Source organism: Bacillus sp. 1735sda2, from assembly GCF_024159245.1.
Taxonomy (GTDB): Bacteria; Bacillota; Bacilli; order Bacillales; family Bacillaceae; genus Bacillus; species Bacillus pumilus_O.
On the sequence record NZ_JAMYWZ010000001.1, the window covers coordinates 1122660 to 1146542 of the forward strand.

General features: G+C 42.0%; 23 protein-coding genes. 21 read left to right on the top strand and 2 right to left on the bottom strand.

The window, feature by feature from the left end; genetic code table 11:
- Positions 1–80 precede the first annotated feature (80 nt).
- From argC to NKR21_RS05700, 9 genes are all read left to right on the top strand, one after another.
- On the top strand, positions 81–1118 hold the full coding sequence (argC, locus tag NKR21_RS05660; protein ID WP_176372660.1) for an N-acetyl-gamma-glutamyl-phosphate reductase: 1038 nt from the start codon (positions 81–83) through the stop codon (positions 1116–1118).
- Between the two features lie 20 nt (positions 1119–1138).
- Entirely contained in the window at positions 1139–2359 is a 1221-nt protein-coding gene (gene argJ / locus NKR21_RS05665) for a bifunctional ornithine acetyltransferase/N-acetylglutamate synthase (RefSeq protein WP_144456075.1), read from the top strand.
- A gap of 14 nt (positions 2360–2373) precedes the next feature.
- Complete coding sequence (gene argB / locus NKR21_RS05670; RefSeq protein WP_012009542.1) at positions 2374–3150, top strand: acetylglutamate kinase; 777 nt, start codon at positions 2374–2376, stop codon at positions 3148–3150.
- A complete protein-coding gene (locus NKR21_RS05675) occupies positions 3147–4298 on the top strand; it encodes an acetylornithine transaminase (protein WP_119124679.1) in 1152 nt (383 codons plus the stop codon). The genes argB and NKR21_RS05675 overlap by 4 nt, the downstream gene beginning before the upstream one ends.
- A gap of 70 nt (positions 4299–4368) precedes the next feature.
- Entirely contained in the window at positions 4369–5430 is a 1062-nt protein-coding gene (locus NKR21_RS05680) for a carbamoyl phosphate synthase small subunit (RefSeq protein WP_144456073.1), read from the top strand.
- A complete protein-coding gene (locus NKR21_RS05685) occupies positions 5423–8503 on the top strand; it encodes a carbamoyl-phosphate synthase (glutamine-hydrolyzing) large subunit (RefSeq protein ID WP_144456071.1) in 3081 nt (1026 codons plus the stop codon). Before NKR21_RS05680 ends, NKR21_RS05685 begins: the two co-directional genes overlap by 8 nt.
- Positions 8500–9450 carry an ornithine carbamoyltransferase gene (gene argF / locus NKR21_RS05690; RefSeq protein WP_012009546.1) on the top strand — a complete coding sequence of 317 codons (951 nt, stop codon included), beginning with the start codon at positions 8500–8502 and terminating at the stop codon, positions 9448–9450. Before NKR21_RS05685 ends, argF begins: the two co-directional genes overlap by 4 nt.
- Before the next feature lie 102 nt (positions 9451–9552).
- Positions 9553–9732, top strand: coding sequence for a YjzC family protein (locus NKR21_RS05695; protein ID WP_003211282.1), 180 nt, complete (start codon positions 9553–9555; stop codon positions 9730–9732).
- 170 nt (positions 9733–9902) lie between these two features.
- Positions 9903–11168, top strand: a complete 1266-nt coding sequence (locus tag NKR21_RS05700) for an MFS transporter (RefSeq protein ID WP_012009547.1) — start codon at positions 9903–9905, stop codon at positions 11166–11168.
- Between the two features lie 114 nt (positions 11169–11282).
- Here the strand turns inward: NKR21_RS05700 and NKR21_RS05705 are convergent, their stop codons facing one another.
- Positions 11283–11477 (bottom strand): YjzD family protein, encoded by a 195-nt coding sequence (locus tag NKR21_RS05705; RefSeq protein WP_003211779.1) that lies wholly within the window; start codon positions 11475–11477, stop codon positions 11283–11285.
- A 211-nt stretch (positions 11478–11688) separates the two neighbouring features.
- Here NKR21_RS05705 and NKR21_RS05710 point away from each other — a divergent pair, with 211 nt between their 5' ends.
- The 4 genes from NKR21_RS05710 (at position 11689) to NKR21_RS05725 (ending at position 14341) form a co-directional block, all read left to right on the top strand.
- Positions 11689–12429: an alpha/beta fold hydrolase gene (locus tag NKR21_RS05710; protein ID WP_119124684.1), complete on the top strand. Its 741-nt coding sequence runs from the start codon at positions 11689–11691 to the stop codon at positions 12427–12429.
- Positions 12430–12504: 75 nt separating this feature from the next.
- Complete coding sequence (locus tag NKR21_RS05715) at positions 12505–13080, top strand: nad binding enzyme (RefSeq protein ID WP_144456069.1); 576 nt, start codon at positions 12505–12507, stop codon at positions 13078–13080.
- Positions 13081–13170: 90 nt separating this feature from the next.
- A complete protein-coding gene (locus tag NKR21_RS05720; RefSeq protein ID WP_012009550.1) occupies positions 13171–14133 on the top strand; it encodes a BMP family ABC transporter substrate-binding protein in 963 nt (320 codons plus the stop codon).
- Positions 14134–14143: 10 nt separating this feature from the next.
- The gene (locus NKR21_RS05725; RefSeq protein WP_003211983.1) at positions 14144–14341 is read left to right on the top strand and encodes a ComZ family protein; all 198 of its coding nucleotides are present in this window, start codon (positions 14144–14146) and stop codon (positions 14339–14341) included.
- Positions 14342–14351: 10 nt separating this feature from the next.
- On the opposite strand, the gene NKR21_RS05730 is transcribed toward NKR21_RS05725, so the two are convergent.
- A complete protein-coding gene (locus NKR21_RS05730) occupies positions 14352–14585 on the bottom strand; it encodes a hypothetical protein (RefSeq protein WP_012009551.1) in 234 nt (77 codons plus the stop codon).
- Between the two features lie 169 nt (positions 14586–14754).
- On the opposite strand from NKR21_RS05730, the gene NKR21_RS05735 reads away from it, so the two are divergent.
- From NKR21_RS05735 to opp4C, 8 genes are all read left to right on the top strand, one after another.
- On the top strand, positions 14755–15693 hold the full coding sequence (locus NKR21_RS05735; RefSeq protein WP_012009552.1) for a beta-ketoacyl-ACP synthase III: 939 nt from the start codon (positions 14755–14757) through the stop codon (positions 15691–15693).
- Between the two features lie 21 nt (positions 15694–15714).
- Positions 15715–16956 carry a beta-ketoacyl-ACP synthase II gene (gene fabF / locus NKR21_RS05740; protein ID WP_012009553.1) on the top strand — a complete coding sequence of 414 codons (1242 nt, stop codon included), beginning with the start codon at positions 15715–15717 and terminating at the stop codon, positions 16954–16956.
- Between the two features lie 77 nt (positions 16957–17033).
- Positions 17034–17837, top strand: a complete 804-nt coding sequence (locus NKR21_RS05745; RefSeq protein ID WP_119124687.1) for a DUF2268 domain-containing putative Zn-dependent protease — start codon at positions 17034–17036, stop codon at positions 17835–17837.
- A 161-nt stretch (positions 17838–17998) separates the two neighbouring features.
- Entirely contained in the window at positions 17999–18979 is a 981-nt protein-coding gene (locus NKR21_RS05750; protein ID WP_144456067.1) for an ABC transporter ATP-binding protein, read from the top strand.
- On the top strand, positions 18976–19998 hold the full coding sequence (locus NKR21_RS05755; protein ID WP_144456065.1) for an ABC transporter ATP-binding protein: 1023 nt from the start codon (positions 18976–18978) through the stop codon (positions 19996–19998). The genes NKR21_RS05750 and NKR21_RS05755 overlap by 4 nt, the downstream gene beginning before the upstream one ends.
- A gap of 83 nt (positions 19999–20081) precedes the next feature.
- Positions 20082–21713 carry a peptide-binding protein gene (locus tag NKR21_RS05760; protein WP_144456063.1) on the top strand — a complete coding sequence of 544 codons (1632 nt, stop codon included), beginning with the start codon at positions 20082–20084 and terminating at the stop codon, positions 21711–21713.
- 228 nt (positions 21714–21941) lie between these two features.
- Entirely contained in the window at positions 21942–22892 is a 951-nt protein-coding gene (locus NKR21_RS05765) for an ABC transporter permease (protein ID WP_012009558.1), read from the top strand.
- Positions 22893–22925: 33 nt separating this feature from the next.
- Positions 22926–23825 carry an oligopeptide ABC transporter permease gene (opp4C, locus tag NKR21_RS05770; RefSeq protein WP_144456196.1) on the top strand — a complete coding sequence of 300 codons (900 nt, stop codon included), beginning with the start codon at positions 22926–22928 and terminating at the stop codon, positions 23823–23825.
- Positions 23826–23883: the final 58 nt, after the last annotated feature.

Below are 23883 nucleotides of genomic sequence, written 5' to 3' on the forward strand. Positions count from 1 at the left end.
ATTAAATATACAATTGAATTAATTTTTATACATGTTATAATGTTAAATAATTTCACAAAGATCAAGAGGGTGTATTGACGTTGAAAATAGGTATTATAGGTGCTACAGGATACGGTGGAGCGGAATTAGTTCGTATCTTCAAGCAACATCCACATGTGGAGGAATGTATATTGTATTCATCGAGTGGTGATGGGCAATTATACAGTCAATCTTATCCGCATCTAACAACGATTACTGATCAAACATTAAAAGCCATTGATCCTGCTGCCATTGTGCGAGAAACAGATGCTGTGTTTTTAGCGACACCAGCAGGCGTATCAAGTGAACTCACGCCGAAGCTCATGAACCAAGGAGTGCCTATCATTGATTTATCAGGTGATTTGCGCATTCAAGACGGTGCAACCTATGAAGCTTGGTATAAACGAAGGGCAGCTGATCAATCATCTGTTCAACAAGCTGTGTATGGGTTATCGGAATTGAATCGTGAAACGATTGAGAAGGCGGAAGTCATTGCAAACCCAGGGTGCTTCCCTACCGCAGTTCTTCTCGGCTTAGCACCACTGATGAAACAGAATCTAATCGATGAATCTATGATCATCATAGATGCAAAAACAGGAGTGTCCGGTGCAGGACGATCCGCCTCACTTGGAACGCATTTTTCAGAGCTAAACGACAACTTCAAAATTTATAAGGTAAATGAACATCAACATACACCTGAAATAGAGCAAATATTAAGAGAATGGAATCCACAAACGGCGAACATCACATTTTCAACGCACCTTGTCCCGATGACAAGGGGGATTATGGCGACGATGTATACTCGGCTGAAATCAGATATCACAAAAGAGGAATTGATGAAGCATATGAAAGGCTTTTATGAAGATTCCTATTTTGTCAGAGTGAGAGATCACGAAGTATATCCGCAAACAAGGGAAGTATACGGCAGTAATTTCTGTGACATTGGCTTTCATTTAGATGAACGTACAGGCAGACTCACAATTGTGTCTGTGATCGACAATCTCATGAAGGGCGCAGCCGGCCAAGCGGTTCAAAACTTCAACATCATCAAAGGCTTAGATGAAGAGGCGGGCCTCACAATGACACCTCTCTATCCATAAGAACAGGGGAGACAACAAACATGATCGAATTGAATGAAAAAAGCATTGTTAAAATAGAGGGTGACGTATCCTCACCAAAAGGCTTTGAAGCAAAGGGGATTCATATTGGATTACGGTATTCAAAAAAAGACCTTGGACTGATCGTCAGTGAAGTGCCGGCAGCGAGTGCGGCGGTATACACACAAAGCCACTTTCAAGCTGCGCCTCTCCAAGTCACTCAGAAAAGCTTAAAAAAGACAGGGCAATTAAAAGGTGTCATTGTCAATAGTGCTATCGCCAATGCATGTACCGGTGAGCAAGGTTTGAAAGACGCATACGAAATGCAGGCAGCCTGTGCAGATATGTTAGGGGTAGAACCTGATTACATTGCTGTTTCTTCTACTGGTGTTATTGGAGAGTGTCTGGATATGGATAAAATCAAAAAAGGCATCACTCAGCTGAAAGAAGCAAAAGCAGGAAATGGTCATTTTGAAGAGGCAATCTTAACGACAGACACAGTCATTAAAAACACAACATACACCCTGACGATAAACGGCAAAGAGATTCTCATTTCAGGTGCAGCGAAGGGCTCTGGCATGATTCATCCGAACATGGCAACAATGCTTGGTTTCGTGACAACGGATGCAAATGTCGAACAAGAAGCTCTTCAAAACGCACTGCGTGATATTACTGATGTGACCTTTAATCAAATTACTGTCGACGGAGAAACATCGACAAATGATATGGTACTCGTGATGGCAAATGGTATGGCAGGAAATGAAGTTCTAAGTGAAGAGCATCCAGAATGGCCATTGTTCAAGGAAGGATTAAAGCTAGCTTGTGAGGATCTTGCTAAAGAGATTGCAAGAGACGGAGAAGGTGCAACGAAATTAATTGAAGCGCAAGTTGCTGGTGCTAAAAATCAATTAGAAGCTGGCATCATAGCGAAGAAAATTGTCGGTTCAAGTCTAGTGAAAACAGCCGTATACGGTACCGACGCCAACTGGGGACGGATCATTGGAGCGATTGGGCATAGCGCAGCGTCCGTCACACCGCAAGAGGTAGAAGTGTATTTAGGCGGGCAATGTCTGTTTAAACATAATGAACCACAGCCTTTCTCAGAAGAGGAAGCAAAAGCGTATCTAGAACAGGATGAGATCACAATTTTGATTCAAATGAATGAGGGAAATGGTGAAGCAGCGGCATGGGGCTGTGACCTTACTTATGATTATGTGAAAATTAACGCGAGCTATCGCACATGATGAGGGAGATAGACATGGATAAAACGATCGTATTCAAGTGTGGAGGCAGTGTCATTCGAGAACTTTCAGATACCTTTTATGAAAATGTCCGATCACTTCAAGCTGCTGGATTTAAGCTGGCTATCGTCCATGGTGGAGGTCCTGAAATCACGAACATGCTTCAAAAATTAGATGTAAAAACAGAATTTGTTGACGGACAGCGCAAAACAACAAAGCCAGTATTAGAGGTAGCAGAAATGGTCCTTTCGGGCACGGTCAATAAATACTTTGTATCAGAGCTCGCAAAGCATGATATCTCATCTGTCGGCGTGTCTGGGAAAGATGGGCAGATGCTTGTCGCTGATTTTCTTGATCAAGACGTGTACGGGTACGTTGGTGAAATCAAAGAAGTGCATCCAGAGATGGCAGAAGCATTAATGGAAAAACAGTTTATTCCTGTGATTGCACCGTTGTCTATGACAGAAGAATGCCAAACGTTAAACGTAAACGCTGATTTAGCAGCATCAGCTGTTGCAGGAGCGATGAAAGCTGATAAGCTCATGTTTGTAACAGATGTGGAAGGCATTTTAAAAAATGGTGAATTATTAGATGTCGTCACCGAACAAGAAGCTCTCACGCTCATTGATGAAGGCATTATTTCCGGGGGAATGATTCCAAAAGTACAATCCGCTTTGAGTGCTTTATCAGGAGATGTGGATGAAGTCATGATCGTGAATGGCAAAGGCAGTATCTTTACAGGGGAAACCTTTAAAGGAACAAGAATTGTGAAGGAAAAGGAGGCGGTCCTGTGAGTCATCTCTTTCAAACATATGGACGGTGGAATGTTGAAATTAAAGAGGCAGCAGGTTCTTGGGCAGTTGATACAAATGGGAAAAAATATTTAGACTTTATCCAAGGCATAGCAGTCACAAATCTCGGTCACAATCACCCAAAGGTCAATCAAGCCATCAAGAAGCAGCTTGATCATGTCTGGCATGTATCGAATCTATTTGAAAATGGACTGCAAGAAAAAGCAGCAGAAAAACTGGCTGCAAATAGTTCAGGTGATCTCGTGTTTTTCTGTAATAGCGGAGCTGAGGCAAATGAAGGTGCGATCAAATTAGCACGTAAAGCAACAGGAAAAACAAATATCGTGACATTTTTGCACTCTTTTCATGGGCGCACGTATGCTGGTATGGCTGCTACTGGTCAAAATAAAATTAAAACGGGTTTTGGTCCTATGCTGGAAGGCTTTCATTATGTACCGTTCAATGATCCAGAAGCGATTGCCGCATGTGAAGTCGGTAATGTGGCAGCGGTGATGCTCGAAGTTGTGCAGGGAGAAGGTGGCGTCAATCCAGCAACAACAGAATTTCTAGAAGCTGTTCAAGCGTTTTGCCAAAAGCATGAAGCACTGCTGATCGTAGATGAGATTCAAACGGGTATAGGACGTACAGGAACAGCATTTGCATACGAACAAACGGGACTTGATCCTGATATTATCTCTTCTGCAAAAGGATTAGGAAATGGCTTCCCAGTTGGTGCAGTCATCGGGAAAAAGGCTTTAGGAGACGTTTTCTCGCCAGGTTCACACGGAACAACCTTCGGTGGTAACATGCTTGCCATGGCCGCAGTGAATGCAACACTCGATGTGATTTTCAAAGATGAGTTTCTGACAGAAGTGAAAGAAAAAGGCGATTATCTACTAGAAAAGCTGCAAGATCTAAAACAACTGAATATCGTAAAAGAAATACGCGGAAAAGGATTGATGGCAGGGGTTGAATGTCATCAGCCAGTCGGGGATTATATCACAGCCCTAAGAGAACAAGGGTTGCTAGTACTTCCAGCTGGTCCAAATGTGATTCGGTTATTGCCTCCGCTGAATGTAGAAAAAGCAGAAATAGATCAAGCAATAGATGCGCTTACTCAGGTTTTAGCAAATGAAACAGTGACGGTATAAATTTTTTTTACACCAAAACGCATAAAAATGCATTTATATTACTAATTATTCAATTTGGGGTGACACAAGCATGAAAGGTTATTTAAATTTAGAAGATGGAGCCTCTTTTGAAGGAGATCTGACAGGAGAAGCTGGCAAGACAGGTGAAGTGGTTTTCTTTACAGGGATGACAGGTTACCAAGAGGTACTCACAGACCCTTCCTATAAGGGGCAAATCATTGTTTTCACATATCCACTTATCGGAAATTACGGCATTAATCATGAAGACTTTGAGAGTAAAAAACCACAAGTGAAAGCTGTTGTTGTGTATGAAGCAGCTGATCATTTTTCTCACCATCTTGCAGCGGTTAGCTTAAAAGATTATTTACAGAAGTGGAACATTCCGCTTCTGACACATACAGATACTCGTGCAGTCGTGCAAAACATCCGGGCAAATGGGACGATGAAAGCTGTGATCAGTTTAGACGAAAACGAAACACCGCCTGCCATGAAACAAGACAATGTGGTTGCACAGGTGACAGAGGACGAAATCTACACTCAAGGTAGCGGCGAGGAACATGTAGCACTTATTGATTTTGGCTTTAAAAAATCAATAGCAGATTCGCTTGAAGCGCGCGGCTGTAAAGTAACCGTCATTCCGTACAAACAGCTGGAAAAGGTGTTTGAAATGAAGCCAGATGCAGTCCTGCTATCAAATGGTCCTGGAGATCCCAAAACAATGAAGCCTTATTTAAAAACCATTCATGAGATCATGATGACTTTCCCGACACTTGGGATCTGCTTAGGTCATCAATTAATCGCTCTTGCACTTGGCGGGGATACGTATAAACTTCCATTTGGCCACCGCGGGGCGAATCACCCTGTACAAGATACAGAATCCAAACGTGTTTTCATGACGAGTCAGAATCACAGCTATGTAGTGAATGAAAAAAGCATGAATGACAAAGAAGTGGACGTGAAATTCCTTCATGTCAATGATGGATCTGTCGAAGGATTCATTCATAAAGAGAAGCTCATTATGTCAGTTCAATTTCACCCAGAAGCACACCCAGGGCCTGCTGAAAGTGAATGGGTATTCGATGATTTTATTGAGAAAGTGAAACAAGCAAGGAGAGAAGTCGCACATGCCTAAAGATCAAAGCATACAAACCATTCTAGTCATCGGATCTGGTCCAATCATCATTGGTCAGGCAGCAGAATTTGATTACTCAGGAACACAAGGATGTATGGCCCTAAAAGAAGAGGGCTACAAAGTGATTTTAGTGAATAACAATCCAGCAACCATTATGACAGACGAATCATTTGCTGATGAAATCTATTTTGAACCGCTTTCAGTTGATTCAGTGACAAGAATCATCGAAAAGGAAAAACCAGATGGGCTTTTAGCCAACCTTGGCGGACAGACCGCTTTAAACCTTGCTGTCGAACTAGAAAAAGCTGGTGTGCTGAAAAAACACGGGGTAACCCTGCTTGGAACGTCAGTTGAAACAATTGAAAACGGTGAAGATCGAGAGAAATTCCGTGCGCTCATGAAGCAGTTGAACGAACCTGTGCCAGATAGTGAAATTGTGGATAATGCACAGGATGCCCTTCAATTTGCAAAAGAAGTAGGCTTCCCAGTCATTCTAAGACCTGCCTATACACTTGGCGGTAAGGGCGGCGGAATCGCTTTAACAGAAGAAGCGTTTAAACCTCTTATTGAAGGAGCCCTTTTAGCGAGCCCAATTCATCAGTGTTTAGTTGAAAAAAGCATCGCAGGCTTTAAAGAAGTCGAATATGAGGTCATGAGAGACCGTCAAAATACGTGTATTACGGTTTGTAATATGGAAAATATCGATCCAGTTGGCGTGCATACAGGAGACTCGATTGTCGTTGCCCCTTCGCAAACATTAACAGATCAGGATTATCAAATGCTTCGTTCAGCGAGCCTGAAAATCATTTCAGCACTGGATGTAGTCGGGGGATGTAATATCCAATTCGCCCTTGATCCACTCAGTAAAGAATACTTTGTTATTGAGGTAAATCCGCGGGTTAGTCGTTCGTCCGCTCTTGCTTCAAAAGCAACGGGCTATCCGATTGCTAAAATGGCAGCAAAGCTTGCGGTAGGCTATACACTAGACGAACTCAAAAACCCGCTCACAGGCACAACTTATGCTAGTTTTGAGCCGGCACTCGATTATGTCGTCGTGAAATTCCCGCGCTGGCCGTTTGATAAATTTAAACAGGCAGATCGACAATTAGGTACAAAAATGAAGGCGACTGGCGAAGTCATGGCGATTGACCGTAATTTAGAGTCAGCCATCCAAAAAGCCGTTGCCTCCCTTGAAATTAAAACAAAGGGCTTCCACCTGCCAGAATTGAAAGATCAATCGACTGAACAACTGTTTGAGCTAGTCAAAACACCAGACGATCGACGTTTCTTCGCTGTCATGGAGCTACTTTCAAGACAGGAAACAGTTGAAGCGATCCATCAAGCGACGAAAATCGATCGATTCTTCTTACATGTGTTCAACAATATGATCACGCTAGTACAAGAATTAAAGAACCATGAGGGAACGCTCTCCAAGGACACCTTGAAAAAGGTAAAGGAAAAGGGCTTCCTTGATGAAACGATTGCTCTTCTAACAGGCAATAGTGAAGAAGCGATTAGGCAGCTTCGTCAAGAATATGGCATTACGGCTTCATTTAAAATTGTCGACACATGTGCAGCGGAATTTGATGCAAAAACGAACTATTTCTATTCCACATACTTTGGCAAAAGTGATGGAGAGCATCAAGAAAAAACAAAACAGCGTGCACTCATCATTGGCTCTGGTCCAATTCGAATTGGGCAAGGAGTCGAGTTTGACTATAGTGCGGTGCATGGCGTTCTTACCCTGCAAAAGCTTGGTTTTGAAACGATCATGATGAACAACAATCCAGAGACGGTCAGTACGGATTATGAAATCGCCGATCGTTTATATTTTGAGCCCATTACATTAGAGCACATCTTAAACGTTGTGGAAGCAGAGAAAATTGATTTTGTCATCGTTCAATTTGGCGGACAGACTGCGATCAATGTAGCAGAAGGCTTGGAAAAAGCGGGCATTACGTTGTTAGGTACATCCTTTGACACGCTAGATGCGCTGGAAGATCGTGATTTGTTCTATCAGCTTCTAGATGAACTGAACCTTCCTCATGCCAAAGGAGATACAGCTCATTCAAAAGAAGAAGCGCTCACGCATGCTAAAAGCATCGGTTATCCTGTGTTAATTCGCCCATCGTATGTCATTGGTGGAATGGGAATGATGGTTGTCCAGTCAGAAGCGCATTTGACGTCACTACTTGATCAGCCAGATCATTTGCCATACCCCATTTTAATTGATGAGTATGTCACTGGAAAAGAAGTCGAAGTGGATCTAATTTCTGACGGTAAAACGACCTTCATCCCAACGATCGTGGAGCATATTGAGAAAGCGGGTGTCCATTCAGGTGACAGCTTTGCCATCTTGCCAAGTGTCTCCATCAGTGAAGACATCAAACAGCAGGTGCATATTGCGTCCGAACAAATAGCGAAGAAATTAGCGTTTAAGGGCATTATGAATATCCAATTTGTGATCAAAGGGGATCAGGCGCTTGTACTAGAAGTGAATCCGCGGGCAAGCCGGACCGTTCCAGTTGTCAGCAAAGTAATGGGCATTGACATGATTCCGCTTGCGACTCAATTATTAGCGGGTGCGACGCTTGACGAACTGAACCCTGTAACGAAAAACAAAGGGGGAACAGCGGTCAAATTCCCAGTCTTCTCATCACATGCTATTCAAGATATTGACTTAAAGCTGACACCTGAAATGAAAGCGACAGGAGAAGGAATGTGTGTAGGCAAGAACGCCGAAAGCGCCTTGAAAAAAGTGTTTGCGTCGATCTGGCATCAGAAAGGCAGCCTATTTATAAAAGGCAATGAACAATTGGTAGATGAAGCAAAACATGCAGGCTTTGACGTCTGGACGGATAGCTTTGACACTTGGCTGCAAAACGAAGATAAAACCCTTCATATCCATTTAGGCGAAGATGAAGAGGCAAAAGAGCAACGCGTAAAAGCACTCACGCATGGCGTCCAGGTCCTTACCGAATATGAAACAGTTCAAGCATTCCTGCAAGGGAAAAATGGAGATGTATCACCAGTATCGCTCCAAGAATTATACAAAAAGGAAGTGACGGCATGAGTCAAGTTGACCTGCAACCGACATTATACGGAAAAGACTTTTTATCATTAAAAGATTTCTCAATCAATGACATTGCTTATTTAATTGAAAAAGCAGAAGAAATGAAACAAAACCCATACCAAGATTTATTCAAAGGGAAAACGTTAGCGATGATTTTTGAAAAATCGTCAACGAGAACCCGTGTATCATTTGAAGCGGGAATGACGCAGCTTGGGGGACATGCGCTCTTCCTCAGCTCAAATGATTTGCAAATCGGCAGAGGAGAAACAATCAGTGATACAGCGCAGGTGCTATCTGGCTATGTAGACGGCATTATGATTCGAACCTTTGAACATGAGAAGGTCGAGGAATTGGCACAATATGCGTCCATTCCTGTCATCAATGGACTGACTGACTACTCCCACCCATGCCAGGCACTTGCAGATTTATTGACGATAAAAGAAGCAAAAGGAACATTAAAAGGAATCAAAGTCGCTTACATCGGTGACGGAAATAATGTAGCTCACTCCTTGATGGTTGGCTGTGCACAGTTAGGCTGTGATATTGCAGTTGCATCACCAAAAGGCTATGAACCACTTCAAGAAGTAACAGACACAGCACATGAGTTTGCAAAACAATCAGGCGCAGAAGTTATCGTTACAACAGACCCTGTTGCTGCTGTTCAAAATGCAGATGTCATTTATTCCGATGTATTTACAAGTATGGGGCAGGAAGCAGAAACAGAGAAACGTCTTGCTGAATTTAAAGAATATCAAATCAATGATGAACTAATGCGTCATGCAGCAAAAGATTATATTTTCCTTCATTGTCTCCCAGCACACCGCGGAGAAGAAGTGACAGCAGACATTATTGACGGACCGCACTCAAAAGTATTTCAACAGGCAGAAAACCGTCTGCATGTACAAAAAGCATTAATCAAAGAGCTCATGTATCAACCATCTAAATAAATATAAAAAGTCCCTGACTCATATGAGCAGGGACTTTTTGCATAAAGGATTGGAGAGGTAAGTCACGGGACATAATAAGATCAATGAGAAAGGAGGATGAAAATGGGTCAGCAGCATCAGTTTAAATCAGGGAATAAAGCACCAAATAATGGTGTGTACGTCGAGATCGGTGAAACCGGCAGTATGGTGAAAGATCCTTTAAAGATTAAGCTTCAAGCAGGCGATGTCTTTCCGGATAACTCGAACCATAACCGTGTTTGGACCTATCAGAGAAAGCCATAAGCAATTGACTAAGAGTCGGTTGGAATAAGTCTTTAGAGGCATGTGTCATGCCTCTTTTTTCTTTATAATAAAAAACAATTAAGTTCAAATTTTCAAATAAATAGTATGAATAAAAGAGTATTTAAGGTAAAATATGTAAATAAGATTAAATTGTTGAAAGGATTTGTGTGATGGAAAAGACGAATCTCAGTGATAGTGTTTGGAATAAACGCTTCACCTCATTATTCATATCAAGACTCATCAAAAACACAGGAGAAAGTTTTGCTTTTACATCCGTCCTTTGGCTATTGATTTTAAGAGGGGATGGAGCGCTCGGTACAGGACTTCTCCTAGCAGTAACCGTACTTCCTTCATCTTTGCTAGCCCCTATACTAGGACCTCTTATGAAAAAGCACCATTTGTCTAAATGGATGTTCGCTTCAGATGTCGTTCGAGCAACCATTGTACTCATTATTCCGATACTGCATTTTTCGCATCTATTGCCATTATGGTTATTGATCTCATTAATGGTTATTCAATCGGCAACAGGTGCAGCGTATAACCCAGCCTCGGTGGCGATTTTACCGCAGATTGTACCGAAGCATCTCATTCAAAAAGCAAATGCCATTCTGCAATCTTCTTTTGAAATTGTCGCACTTGCAGCAGTCATGGTGGCTGGTCTCTTGGTCAAATTAATCGGACCTGCAGATACCCTGCTCATCACCACTGCCTTATTTATCATATCCGGCCTATTTATTATCGGCGTTAAATTAAAGAAAACCGATGAAGGCAAAGCAGCAGGCATTAAACAAGCAAAGAATACATATTTGTATAACTTAAAAAGAGGGTTTCTCGTCGTCAAAAATCATCACATTTTATTTGCGCTGACGTTGTATTGTATTTTAATGAATGTCGCCGCAGCTCCGTGGCAGGCACTTTCTGCTGTATATGTAGCAGAAGCATTGCAAAGCGATTCCATGGTGTATTCCATTTTAAGAGGTGTTGCTGCAGTCGGCGCGTTTATGATGGGCTTTGCTCTAGCGAAAGTGAAAATTAAGAGATTTGGTTTGTTCTTTATTGTCGCTGGTATGATTGAAGGGGCTGCATTCTTTATTACAGGGATGAGTACATGGCTGCCGGTTGTTCTACTTGCTTCCTTTATATTCGGTGCCGCCGTTAGTGCGATCAATGTACCGGAAATGGTCATTATTCAAACGTCTGTTGACCAAGATGATCAGCCGCAAGTATACGCGGTGATCAATGCTTCATCAAATGTTTTCCTCCCACTTGCAGCTGTCGCATCAGGCGTCCTGGCAGAAAGATTTGGAGCGGGACCTGTCATTGCTGGCGGTGGGGTCCTTGAAATCTTATCAGGTATCGCAATCTTCCTGTTTACAGGGCTTGCGAAAAGCCATTTGACAGCAGACAAACAGAAGTCCGAAACCGTCGAAGTGTAAGCAATAAAAAAACCCCCTGTGGCTACAGGGGGTTTTAGCGTACCGCATTTCAAGGAAAAAGAAAAAGAGCTAAAATCAAGATCATTTTAGCTCTTTCTCACATTCTCTTACGTATTAAGAGTGTTTTGTTGAACTTTCCGTTTCTTTCATTGGACTTACTTCAGCAAAGATGAATAAAATAACCGTAAACACCACTGCAAGAATAGAAGTCAAAGTAAAGTCATAAGCAGCGCCATTCATCGAAGCAACGATGTAACCAGCCATATGTGTCAGCAGAAAAGTCCAAATGAGGGTGATAATATAATGCATAATCCCACCGTCCTTTATGTAACAATCTATTGATTATCATACCATAGATACGAGTGAGGGGAAAAGACTGTTTTAGCCTTTATGTGACCATTTTTAGACCTTCTGCTATAAAAATAAAAAGAATTCTTCTGTCATTAGGGGATTTCCTTATTCCTACAAGAGTTGTTGTTCATATCATAGAAAGCAGAATCACTGAAAGGAGGCTGGCCATATGGGTGTAAGCGAACGGTTTTTCCAGCTTGGTTCCCAGTGGAACGTCATTCACCTTCCTCAAAAACCAAATGGCTTTGGCATTCTTATCCTCGGTGACCGAAATCACTTTGTGCAGGAAAATACATCATTCTGGCTTCAGCACTATGGAAGAAACCAGCTTTTAACTGCCTTAAAGGATGAAGGATATACATTGTTTAATAGTCATCTTCATGGGAATCACTGGGGATGCGAAGATGCTGTTTTTAGTGCAAAGCAGCTCGTTCATCACACATTAAAACAAGAAATATTAAACCGGGAAATTCATGTGCTAGCAGAGGGGATGGGGGCACTCGTTGCTATGAGCCTTGCGGAAGAGATGCCAGAAGTGCTAAGATCCATTGCACTCGTGAATCCATGCTTGCATCTCCATGCACAACGAGAAAGAGAAAAGGAACACAAATTCTTTTATAAACAGCTGATCAAAGAATTGGCGAAGAGCTACGGTTGTTCTGAAAAGGAAGCGGAAACGTATCCGCTCCCAGCTTGCCCCTATCATTCTGCTCATGTACCAATTCACATATGGCAAAGACTAAACGGTGCACCTTATGCATATGAACTGCATGCAAAGCCTTTTATTGATCAGCACATGAAGAATCCAGAGCATTGTCAGATCGATCTCACCTTGCATATGTTTGATCATCCGAGAAGAATCTTTCAATCCATTCACAAGTTTTATAAATCGCATGAAAGAGAATTGTGATGAATAGGATGATAACAGCCCTTCATGGAAAGGGCTCTTCTTTTTATTCGATAAGCTAAAAAAGGGGACATGAACATGGAGACAGGATTGATCATAGGGGCAGATGGATTTTTTGGCCTAGCGCTGTGTGAATATATGATGAAAGAGGGCATGCACGTGGATATCACATGTCCTCATCACCAAACAAAAGAGCAAAAAATGTTATTAGAAGAACGAATGATGTGGCTTGGCAGAAATGATCTTTTCCGTGTCATTGACCTGCAGGATGGGAAAGACACGTACGATCTGATCTTTATTCAATCAGAAGAACCAGAAAAAAGACAAGAAGGCTTGAAAGCGACGCATGGCATATACCGTGTTCTTTATGAAAAAACTGAAGATAAATCATCCAATCAGAATGTGCCGGTAGTTATTCTACCTCGCATGTTTGGACCATGGACACTTGATGAAGAAAGAACGAAGCGTGAAGAAGCATTTTTTGTAGAAGATGTCGCAAGGGATTTGTTCAATTGGGCATCAGGCGCTGAACAAAGACAGGAAATAACACATGAATTGAAGGTGGAGAGACAAACAGATGACAAACAAGCAGAAGAAATGATAGCAGAATGGAAAAGACAAAACTCAACATTTTTCGACAAAAAGCAAGAATGATCTTCCATCTTATCTTTTTTCAGTATAAAATAAACCTATATTTAACATACAGGTTCATGCCTGCATGTGGCAAAGGGAGTTGAACATGGCATGAAGTATCAGCGGCTTGTCATGATCTTTTCGTTCCTTCTCCTATTATCTGCCTGCTCACAGGCACCTTTAAAAGGACAGATTGAGAAGGTGGGTTTACTCGTCCCCGATACAATTAATGATCAAGTTTGGGGAACGAAAGGTTATAAAGGCTTATTAAATATTCAATCGACATTTGGTGTAGATGTTTATTATAAGGAAGGAATGGTCGACAAAGAGAAAATCGTTGATGCCATTGAAGAATTTCACAAAAAAGGAGTCAATTTGATTATTGGCCATGGCAGTGAATACAGCGAAATTTTCAACTTAATTAGTGAAGATTATCCGAAAACACAATTTATCACGGTAAATGGAAACAAGCCTCAGGCGGATAATGTTGCGAATGTGACATTTAAAGGTGAAGCGATGGGCTTTTTTGGAGGCATGACAGCAGCGCATATGTCAAAAACAAAAAAGATTGGGATTCTTGCTACATATGATTGGCAAAGCGAAGTAGACGGCTTTATCAAAGGTGCAAAATATCAAGATGAACATGTACAAGTGCTTGCCGAGTTTGTCGAAAACTGGGATGATGCGGACAAAGCCGTGGAGCTCTATCAAAAATTGAAAAAACAGGGCGTAGATGTTGTATATCCAGCAGGTGATGGTTATAATATCCCTGTCATCGAACAAATCAAAGCCGATAATTTATCAGCGATCGGATATGTCACCGATCAATCCAACCTCGGTAGCCATACCGTCTTAACAAGCACCGTTCAGCATGTGGATAAAGCGTACAGTATTATTGCGAAGAAATTTAATGAAGGCAAGCTAAATGAACAAGGTGAGTACTCCTTTGACTTTAAAGAAGGAGTGATCGAAATGGGGAAATTTAGTTCCACCATTGACCGTGCTTTTTTGAAAGACATTGAAAGTGATATTGCGACTTACAAAAAAACGGGCAAACTGCCAAATGAAAAGTGAGGATACGATGATGCAGCACGAAAAATCGATGGAATTTTTACAAATTGCCATGAAGTATTTTCCGCAAGCAAAAGAAGAATTAGATAAAGCAGGTATTCAGCTTGAGCCTGAAGCTCTTCAGCCGCTTTTATCATTGTTTACATCTGTTATGCAAGAGGCATATGAGCTTGGAAAAGCAGATGCAGAATCAGAAAAAGCCACAGAATAGTGGCTTTTTTTTATGATAATTTTTTCTTGAAGGCACTAATCATAGGGCCAACATCTTTAAACACAGGCTTCAGCTCATCGATAGAGTTCATAATGTTCCCAATTTGATTCATGACATGCATGTAGTCAATGGAGTCTTCACTTGAAGTTGTCTCCACGCGTTCCTCCTTTGTTTCTGTCTTGCTTTTCTCCTTTTCAAGCGGCTGACCAAACATCATCGCCGAAAAAATATCTTTTTGCGCCATATCAAATGCTCCTTTCTACTACTGGTATATCAATACTCTATGAAAAAAGTGAGAGGAAAGGTTAGACGTTTGTATTGCCAAGGAGAAAAAAATAAGGTAAAATTAGTACCAGATACTAATATAAGATCACAATATCACATGCTCGTATGAGTAAAAGGAGTCTTATTCAATGAATGCTGGAATTATTGGCCTTGGCCGCTATATACCTGAAAAAGTGTTAACAAATCTTGATTTAGAAAAAATGGTTGAAACTTCTGACGAATGGATTCGTACTAGAACAGGTATAGAAGAAAGAAGAATTGCTTCTGATGATGTCAATACATCACATATGGCGCTTGCTGCTGCAAAAAAAGCATTAGCTGACGCAGATGTAGCTGCAGAAGATATCGATATGATTCTTGTGGCGACAGTCACGCCAGATCAAGCATTTCCGACAGTCGCTTGTATGATTCAAGAGCAGCTCGGTGCACATAAAGCATGTGCAATGGATATTAGCGCTGCGTGTGCTGGCTTTATGTATGGGCTTGTTACTGGAAAACAATTTATCGAATCAGGTACGTTCAAGCACGTGCTCGTCGTTGGCGTTGAAAAACTTTCTCGCATTACCGACTGGGATGACCGCAATACTGCTGTTCTGTTTGGAGATGGAGCAGGGGCTGCTGTGTTAGGAGAGGTCAGCGAAGGGAAAGGAATTCTCTCATTTGAGCTTGGAGCCGATGGAAGAGGCGGTAAGCACTTGTACTTAGATGAAAAAGATCATACAATCATGAATGGACGAGAAGTATTTAAATTTGCTGTAAGACAAATGGGCGAGTCAAGCGTAAACGTTATCGAAAAAGCTGGACTATCAAAAGAAGACGTTGACTTCTTGATCCCGCATCAAGCAAACATTCGCATTATGGAAGCAGCCCGCGAACGCCTAGAGCTGCCAGTTGAAAAAATGTCGAAAACAGTCCATAAATATGGAAACACATCAGCAGCATCCATTCCAATTTCACTATGTGAAGAAATTGAAGCCGGAAAAATTCATGACGGCGATGTGATTGTAATGGTAGGCTTTGGTGGCGGATTAACGTGGGGCGCAATCGCTATGCGATGGGGCCGATAAAAGAGTGAGGTGCACAAATTAATGGATAAAAAACGAGTAGTTGTTACAGGATTGGGTGCTTTGACACCTCTTGGCAACGATGTAGAATCAACATGGAAAAATGCTTTAGCAGGTGTATCAGGAGTTGGACCAATCACACGTGTCGACTCAAGTGAATATACAGCAAAAGTGGCAGCAGAATTAAAAGATTTTAACATTGAAGATTACATGGAGAAAAAAGAAGCACGAAAAATGGCACGCTTCACGCAATATGCAGTTGTTGCTGCTCAAAAGGCGCTAGAAGACTCACGTCTTGAAATCACAGATGAAATCGCACCACGTGTTGGTGTATGGGTTGGATCTGGTATTGGCGGACTTGAAACATTTGAAGAGCAGTTTGAAGTGTATTCAAATAAAGGAGCAAGACGCGTAAGCCCGTTCTTCGTTCCAATGATGATTCCAGATATGGCAACAGGCCAAATTTCAATTGCACTTGGCGCAAAAGGGGTTAACTCTTGTACTGTAACAGCATGTGCAACAGGTACAAACTCAATTGGTGATGCATTTAAAGTCATTCAGCGCGGAGATGCAGATGCCATGATCACAGGCGGAACAGAAGCGCCGTTAACAAAAATGTCGTTTGCTGGCTTCTGTGCGAACAAAGCTCTTTCGACAAATCCTGATCCAGAGACAGCAAGCCGTCCATTTGACAAAAACCGTGACGGATTTGTTATGGGTGAGGGTGCAGGGATTGTCGTCCTTGAAGAACTTGAGCATGCATTAAAACGTGGCGCGACGATTTATGCAGAAATCGTTGGATATGGATCAACTGGTGATGCGTATCATATTACAGCACCGGCTCCAAACGGAGAAGGCGGCGTCCGCGCAATGAAAGAAGCAATTCGAGATGCTGGTTTGTCTGTGGAAGAAATTGATTATATCAATGCCCACGGAACAAGCACACCGTACAACGATAAATTTGAAACAATGGCGATTAAAGAAGTGTTCGGAGAGCATGCAAATCAGCTTGCGATCAGTTCGACAAAATCGATGACAGGTCACTTACTTGGTGCAGCAGGCGGGGTAGAAGCTATTTTCTCTGTACTTGCGATTAAAGACAGCGTCATTCCTCCAACCATTAACCTTGAAACACCGGATGAAGAATGTGATCTTGATTATGTGGCAAATGAAGCACGTTCAAAAGAAGTACAAGTGGCTCTAAGTAACTCACTTGGCTTTGGCGGACATAATGCGACAATTATCTTTAAAAAATACGAAGCGTAATATTTCCTAAGAAGGCGGCGATCTATAATCAGATTGCCGCTTTTTTGCATATGATGAAAATGGAGGTGTTTAGCAGTATGGGTCTAGTCAATACACAATATCTCATTCATCAATCTTCATCATTTCAGGAGCTTGCGTCGCGCTTTGTTCCTTATTTTAAAGGGGCGGAGGAAAAAGAATGGTCCTCTATTCTCTCCCACCTGCAGCATCACGGCATGATTCGGTCTTTTAAATCATGCAAAGACATGATCGACCAGCTCAAAGAAAAAGGGTACTTCCAGCTCGTTATGAAAGAATACAGGGCGCTGCAAAAGCAGTGGAAAGGCCCTGACATTCCAGTCTTTATTTTGCCAGTCAATGAGAGCAGCAGAGAAATTAGAGAGCAATTTTATTATCAATCCGGCATGGCATTTGACGACAAGGTCTTTCTGTTTTTGTCGCCAAATACCCCGAAAGAACGCATCGGTACATTGCTGACTCATGAATATCACCATGTATGCAGGTTACATTTTCTCACGAAAGAAGAAAAAGATTTTACATTCCTTGATACAATCATGATGGAGGGACTCGCTGAATATGCTGTGTATCATAGATACGGAGAAAGCTATACAGCCAAATGGACCACTCTCTATGACGAATCGCAGCTTCAGCGTATGTATCAGAAATGGGTATCCAGTCATCTTGATCAAAAAGTGCAGGACGACGAAAGACTGATACAGAACCTCCTTTATGGAAAAGGGAACTACCCCAAAATGCTTGGTTACGCCACTGGATTTTATATCGTGAAAAAGTATTTCAATGAACACAGAATCAGCGAGGAGTCTATGATTGCAGAGCCGTCCGAAACTTTTTTAAAGGCGATAGACTCACAAAGTGAATGATTCACATAAAAAGAGACATATTACAAATTTACTAAATTCTTCTTGATTTCGTCATAACAATGTAATAATATACAAATATAAATTTTGATAATTCTTTTTATTCAAAAAAGGCGGAATTTTTAGATCTATCTTGATTGATTGATGGTGAAAGGGGCGAATACATGACCACGCTGCTTGAAGTGCAGAACTTAAAAACCTATTTTTTTCGAAAAAAAGAATCAATACCTGCTGTAGATGGCGTTGATTTCAGCATCAACAGAGGAGAAACTGTCGCATTAGTCGGTGAGTCTGGATCTGGTAAAAGCATTACGTCCTTATCCATTATGGGCTTGATTAACGGCACTGGTGGAAAAATTATGGACGGTTCCATCAAGCTTGATGGCAAGGATCTCGTTACATATGGTGAAAAGGAATTATGCAATATTCGTGGTAATGACGTATCGATGATCTTTCAGGAACCCATGACCTCACTTAATCCTGTCCTAACCATCGGGGAACAAATAACAGAAATCCTCATCTATCACAAAAAACTTTCAAAAAAAGAAGCGACGAAAAAAGCGATTGATCTGCTGAAGCTTGTTGGTTTTTCCAGGCCGGAACAAATCATCAAAGATTATCCGCACCGTTTATCAGGCGGCATGCGGCAAAGAGTGATGATTGCGATTGCGCTAAGCTGTGATCCGAAGCTTCTCATTGCAGACGAGCCGACAACTGCCCTAGATGTTACGATTCAAGCCCAGGTGCTCACATTGATGAAAGACTTATGCACGACATTTGGTACATCGATTCTCCTCATTACGCATGATCTAGGTGTCGTGTCTGAAGTGGCAGATCGAGTGATTGTCATGTATTGCGGACAGGTTGTTGAAAATGGGACCGTCGAAGAATTATTTGATCAGCCGCTTCATCCTTACACAGAAGGACTGCTTGAATCAATTCCTGTCATTGACGGAGACATACAGCCGCTAGCGGCGATAAAAGGGAATGTCCCAGCACCGGATCAGCTTCCAGCCGGCTGCCGGTTTGCTCCTAGATGCCCGCAAGTGAAGGAGCGCTGTCTAGGTGAATTGCCTAAGCTGAGGACTTTTGAAAATGGCAGAAGCGTCAGATGCTTCTTATATGAGGAGGCAGACCAAACATGACCCTTGCTCATAATCAACCACTTGCAACAGATCTAATAGAGAAAGAAACCATTCTCGAACTGAAACAGATCAAAAAACATTTTCCGATTAAAGCCGGTGTCTTTCAGAAGAAAGTCGGTGCAGTCAAAGCTGTTGACGGCATAGATTTGAAGATTTATAAAGGTGAGACGTTAGGCATAGTGGGGGAATCAGGATGCGGTAAATCAACATTAGGCCGGACCATGATTCGTTTATATGAACCAACTGACGGTCAAATCCTTTTTAAAGGGCAAGACATCTCCCGTATATCGGAATCAAAGTTAAGACAATCAACACGAAAAAACATTCAAATGGTTTTTCAAGATCCCTTTGCATCACTCAACCCTAGAAAAACACTTCGAAGCATCATCAAAGAACCCTACAAAACACATCACTTATATTCCTTAAAAGAAAGAAATGAAAAAGTAGAACAGCTTTTATCAAAGGTGGGCCTTCATCCAAGCTTTGCAAATCGCTATCCCCATGAATTTTCTGGCGGGCAGAGGCAGCGAATCGGCATTGCTCGTGCGCTTGCCATGAATCCCGAAATGATCATCGCAGATGAGCCGGTATCAGCACTTGATGTATCCATTCAGGCACAGGTGATTAATCTGATGGAGGAGCTTCAGGAGGAATTTGACCTGACCTATCTGTTTATCTCTCACGACTTAAGTGTGGTCAGGCACATTAGTGATCGAGTCGGCGTGATGTATCTCGGCAAAATGATGGAGCTTGCTGATAAGCATAGCCTGTACGATGAACCGCTCCACCCATATACACAGGCACTGCTTTCTTCAGTCCCTGTTACCCGTAAAAAGGGTCAGGTCAAAAGAGAGCGGATCATGCTTCAAGGCGATCTGCCAAGTCCTGCGAATCCGCCAAAAGGGTGCGTATTTCACACAAGATGTCCGCATGCGAAACAAATCTGTAAAGAAAAAATACCAGCATTTCAAGAATTAAAACCAAACCACTTCGTTGCCTGTCACCTTTACGACGCTTAATCGACTTGCATGATTTCATCTTTGAGAGGGGGGATGAAGCGGCATCTGTCGTCATTTTTAAAAAAGGATAGGGGGAATTGTATATGAATAGAAATAGAAAATCCATATTGATCAGTTTATTGCTGATCTTCACGCTCATGCTTGCGGCTTGCTCTAGTGGAAATAAAACCTCTGGAGACAATGAAAAGAAATCCACCGGTAAACCTGTACAGGGCGGAGATCTTGTCATCGGTTCCATTGCAGAACCAACTTTATTTAACTCGCTTTATTCAACAGATGTGGCGAGCTCTGATATTGAAGCAAGAATCTACAGTTTTTTACTTCAGACTGACGGAAAGTTGAACCCTCAGCTATCACTCGCAGAAGATATTAAAGAATCTGATGACGGGAAGCAGTTTGATGTGACCATTAAAAAAGGCGTAAAGTTTCATGATGGTGAGGAACTGACAGCTGATGATGTTGTGTTTACATACAGCATTCCGATCAATAAGGACTACAACGGGGAGCGCGGATCAGGCTTTGAAGTATTAGATTCTGTTAAAAAGACAGGAGATTACTCAATCGAATTCAAGCTCAACAAAAAAGATCCTTATTTCTATAATGTCACACTAGGAAGCTACGGCATTTTGCCTAAGCATATTTTAGGTGATGTGCCTGTAAAGGATCTCGGTGAAAATGAATTTAACCGAAAAAAACCAATCGGTTCAGGTCCATTTAAATTTGCCGAGTGGAAAGAAGGCGACTACGTGAAACTAGAAGCCTTTGACGATTATTGGGATGGACGTCCATACCTTGATACCGTCACAATTAAAACCATTCCTGATCAGAATGCAGCAATTGCCCAGCTTTCAGCAGGTGATATTGATTTCTTTGCTGTTCCGGGAGCAGAGCTGCAAACGGCTGAAAAAATCAGCAACATTAAAATTGAATCTGATCTAGGGCTCAATTATTCATACATTGGCTGGAATCAGAAAAATGAACTCTTTAAAAGTAAAAAAGTGCGCCAGGCGCTCACACATGCCATTGACCGCCAAACGATTGTCGATCAAGTGTTGGATGGAGACGGCAAAGTAGCCAACATTCCAGAAAGTCCACTGTCATGGAACTATCCAAAGAATGATCGTGTTCCAGTATTTGAGTTTGATCAAGAAAAAGCGAAAAAGATGCTGAAAGAAGAGGGCTGGGAGGATACAGATGGAGATGGCTATCTTGATAAGGATGGTAAAAAATTCTCCTTTGTCATAAAGACCAACCAAGGAAACAAAGTCCGTGAAGACATTGCTGTCGTTGTCCAGCAGCAGCTCAAGGAAATTGGTGTGGAAGCGAAGCCACAAATTGTGGAATTCAGCGCACTTATTGAACAGACGACACCGCCTAAATGGGATTATGATGCACTACTGCTCGGCTGGAGCCTTGCGACATTCCCTGACCAATACAGCATCTTCCACTCAAGCCAGTCAGAAAAAGGCTTGAATAACATCTGGTATAAAAATAAAGAGGTCGATAAGCTGTTAGTGGATGCCAAGAATTTAAGTGATCGAAAAGAATATTCAAAGGCATATGAAAAAATTTATGAACTGATTGCAGAAGATCAACCATATACGTTCCTTTACTATGCTAACTCACATCGCGCGATGCCATCTAATCTCCAAGGCTACTCATACCACCCGAAAGATGAGTATTACAAAATCGAGAAATGGTGGATTGAACAGTAGGACGTTAGTGAAAGAAGAGGAAAGTTCTCTCCTTTAACGTGAAGATAATCCCTTTCATTCCGTGTCAGTCAGGCGCGTTGGTGCTCACGATGATTACATTCACTGAGCACCAGTTAGATTGAAAGGGTTCCGATATCACATTGTAATGAAGACAGAGGGCTAAAAGAAAGATCACTTTAGCCCTTTTTCATCACAGTATGGCGATCCGATGAAAAAGGAGTTGTGCATATGGTTACATATATCATTAGAAGGACATTGCTTTCCATTCCCATCTTATTTGGGATTACCATTTTGTCCTTCGCCATTATGAAAGCAGCACCAGGCGATCCAATGTCACTTATGATGGACCCAACCATTAGTGCGGCAGACCGGGAAGCTTTTATTGATAAGTACGGCTTGAACGATCCTGAATATGTGCAGTATATGAAATGGCTTGGCAATATGCTTCAAGGTGACTTTGGCACCTCCATTGTGAAAAAGGGAACGCCTGTGGCTGATTTGATTTTTGCTAGGCTGCCAAATACCCTCATCCTCATGATTTTTTCTACATTAGTCGCCCTGATTATCGCCATCCCATTCGGTGTTCTTTCAGCAAAACGTCCATATACAAAGCTAGACTACGGCATTACAGTTACATCTTTTATCGGACTGGCTATTCCGAATTTTTGGTTTGGACTCATTCTAATTATGGTGTTATCTGTGAATTTAGGATGGTTCCCGACAGGCGGCGTGTCTACCTTAAACACCGATTTTAATCTATTTGACCGGCTCCATCACATCATTTTACCAGCCTTTGTTTTAGCAACCGCTGATATGGCGGGGCTCACGCGGTACACAAGGTCGAGCATGCTTGATGTCATGAGGCAGGATTACATTCGTACCGCAAGAGCGAAAGGCTTTCGAGAAAACAAAGTCATTTTCAAGCACGGATTAAGAAATGGTCTTATGCCTGTCATTACAATTTTCGGATTGATGATTCCATCCTTTATTGGCGGCGCAGTCGTGGTGGAACAAATCTTCACTTGGCCAGGATTAGGGAAGTTGTTTATTGATTCTGCCTTTTCGAGAGATTATCCGGTCATTATGGCGATGACTGTTATTTCCGCAGTGCTCGTGGTGGTTGGGAATTTAATTGCGGATATTCTCTATGCGATCGTTGATCCGCGTATTGAATATTAGAAGGGAGCTGAAGCACAATTGGCACAGCCTAATATGGGAACGCCTCCTGTTGATCTCAAATTAAAAGAGGGACTTCCGCCAAAGCCAGAGACGATGCTGCGTTTATTTTGTGAGAAATTTTTCAAAAATAAATTGGCGGTTGCCGGCTCCGTGATCTTATTGATCATTATCTTTTCAGCCATCTTCGCTCCTGTGATTGCCCCTTACGCACCAGAGCATCAAGATTTATTAAAACGGCTCCAACCGCCAAGTGCAGAGCATTTGATGGGAACTGACAAGTTTGGCCGAGATATTTTCTCAAGGGTGCTTTATGGAGCGAGAGTCTCTTTGTTAGTCGGTTTCGTCTCAGTGGTCGGTGCGATTACCATTGGCACTGTGGTCGGAGCGGTAGCGGGGTATTTCAAAGGATTTGTTGATTCCTTGTTAATGAGATTTGTGGATGTTGTGTTGTCGATCCCTGACATTTTTCTCTTAATCACGCTCGTCACCATTTTCAAGCCGGGCATTGATAAATTGATTTTCATCTTTGCTTTGACCGGCTGGACCACAACCGCGAGACTGATCCGCAGTGAATTTTTATCACTACGAACAAGAGAATTCGTACTCGCAGCAAGAACCATTGGAACGAAAAACCATGTCATCATCTTTTCACATATTTTACCGAACTGTATCGGTCCTATTATTGTGTCAGCTACCCTTAAAGTAGGTTCCGTCATTTTAGCTGAATCAACGCTGAGCTATCTAGGATTTGGCATACAGCCGCCAACCGCGAGCTGGGGCAACATGCTACAAGATGCACAAAACTTCTCGATTATGGTGCAAGCGTGGTGGTATCCGCTCTTCCCAGGTTTACTCATATTGCTGACCGTTTTATGCTTTAACTTCTTAGGTGATGGACTAAGAGATGCCCTTGATCCTAAAAAATTAAAGTAAATTGACGTACTTAAGTAACAAAAAAATGTATTTTAATATCAAAAGTGGTTGAAAAAGG

Excerpts from the sequence above, each read along its gene's own strand:
- argJ (WP_144456075.1), top strand. The coding sequence starts at position 1,139 with ATGATCGAATTGAATGAAAAAAGCATTGTTAAAATAGAGGGTGACGTA.
- argB (WP_012009542.1), top strand. The coding sequence starts at position 2,374 with ATGGATAAAACGATCGTATTCAAGTGTGGAGGCAGTGTCATTCGAGAA.
- NKR21_RS05680 (WP_144456073.1), top strand. The coding sequence starts at position 4,369 with ATGAAAGGTTATTTAAATTTAGAAGATGGAGCCTCTTTTGAAGGAGAT.
- NKR21_RS05685 (WP_144456071.1), top strand. The coding sequence starts at position 5,423 with ATGCCTAAAGATCAAAGCATACAAACCATTCTAGTCATCGGATCTGGT.
- argF (WP_012009546.1), top strand. The coding sequence starts at position 8,500 with ATGAGTCAAGTTGACCTGCAACCGACATTATACGGAAAAGACTTTTTA.
- NKR21_RS05695 (WP_003211282.1), top strand. The coding sequence starts at position 9,553 with ATGGGTCAGCAGCATCAGTTTAAATCAGGGAATAAAGCACCAAATAAT.
- NKR21_RS05700 (WP_012009547.1), top strand. The coding sequence starts at position 9,903 with ATGGAAAAGACGAATCTCAGTGATAGTGTTTGGAATAAACGCTTCACC.
- NKR21_RS05705 (WP_003211779.1), bottom strand. The coding sequence starts at position 11,477 with ATGCATTATATTATCACCCTCATTTGGACTTTTCTGCTGACACATATG.
- NKR21_RS05710 (WP_119124684.1), top strand. The coding sequence starts at position 11,689 with ATGGGTGTAAGCGAACGGTTTTTCCAGCTTGGTTCCCAGTGGAACGTC.
- NKR21_RS05715 (WP_144456069.1), top strand. The coding sequence starts at position 12,505 with ATGGAGACAGGATTGATCATAGGGGCAGATGGATTTTTTGGCCTAGCG.
- NKR21_RS05720 (WP_012009550.1), top strand. The coding sequence starts at position 13,171 with ATGAAGTATCAGCGGCTTGTCATGATCTTTTCGTTCCTTCTCCTATTA.
- NKR21_RS05725 (WP_003211983.1), top strand. The coding sequence starts at position 14,144 with ATGCAGCACGAAAAATCGATGGAATTTTTACAAATTGCCATGAAGTAT.
- NKR21_RS05730 (WP_012009551.1), bottom strand. The coding sequence starts at position 14,585 with ATGGCGCAAAAAGATATTTTTTCGGCGATGATGTTTGGTCAGCCGCTT.
- NKR21_RS05735 (WP_012009552.1), top strand. The coding sequence starts at position 14,755 with ATGAATGCTGGAATTATTGGCCTTGGCCGCTATATACCTGAAAAAGTG.
- fabF (WP_012009553.1), top strand. The coding sequence starts at position 15,715 with ATGGATAAAAAACGAGTAGTTGTTACAGGATTGGGTGCTTTGACACCT.
- NKR21_RS05745 (WP_119124687.1), top strand. The coding sequence starts at position 17,034 with ATGGGTCTAGTCAATACACAATATCTCATTCATCAATCTTCATCATTT.
- NKR21_RS05750 (WP_144456067.1), top strand. The coding sequence starts at position 17,999 with ATGACCACGCTGCTTGAAGTGCAGAACTTAAAAACCTATTTTTTTCGA.
- NKR21_RS05755 (WP_144456065.1), top strand. The coding sequence starts at position 18,976 with ATGACCCTTGCTCATAATCAACCACTTGCAACAGATCTAATAGAGAAA.
- NKR21_RS05760 (WP_144456063.1), top strand. The coding sequence starts at position 20,082 with ATGAATAGAAATAGAAAATCCATATTGATCAGTTTATTGCTGATCTTC.
- NKR21_RS05765 (WP_012009558.1), top strand. The coding sequence starts at position 21,942 with ATGGTTACATATATCATTAGAAGGACATTGCTTTCCATTCCCATCTTA.
- opp4C (WP_144456196.1), top strand. The coding sequence starts at position 22,926 with ATGGGAACGCCTCCTGTTGATCTCAAATTAAAAGAGGGACTTCCGCCA.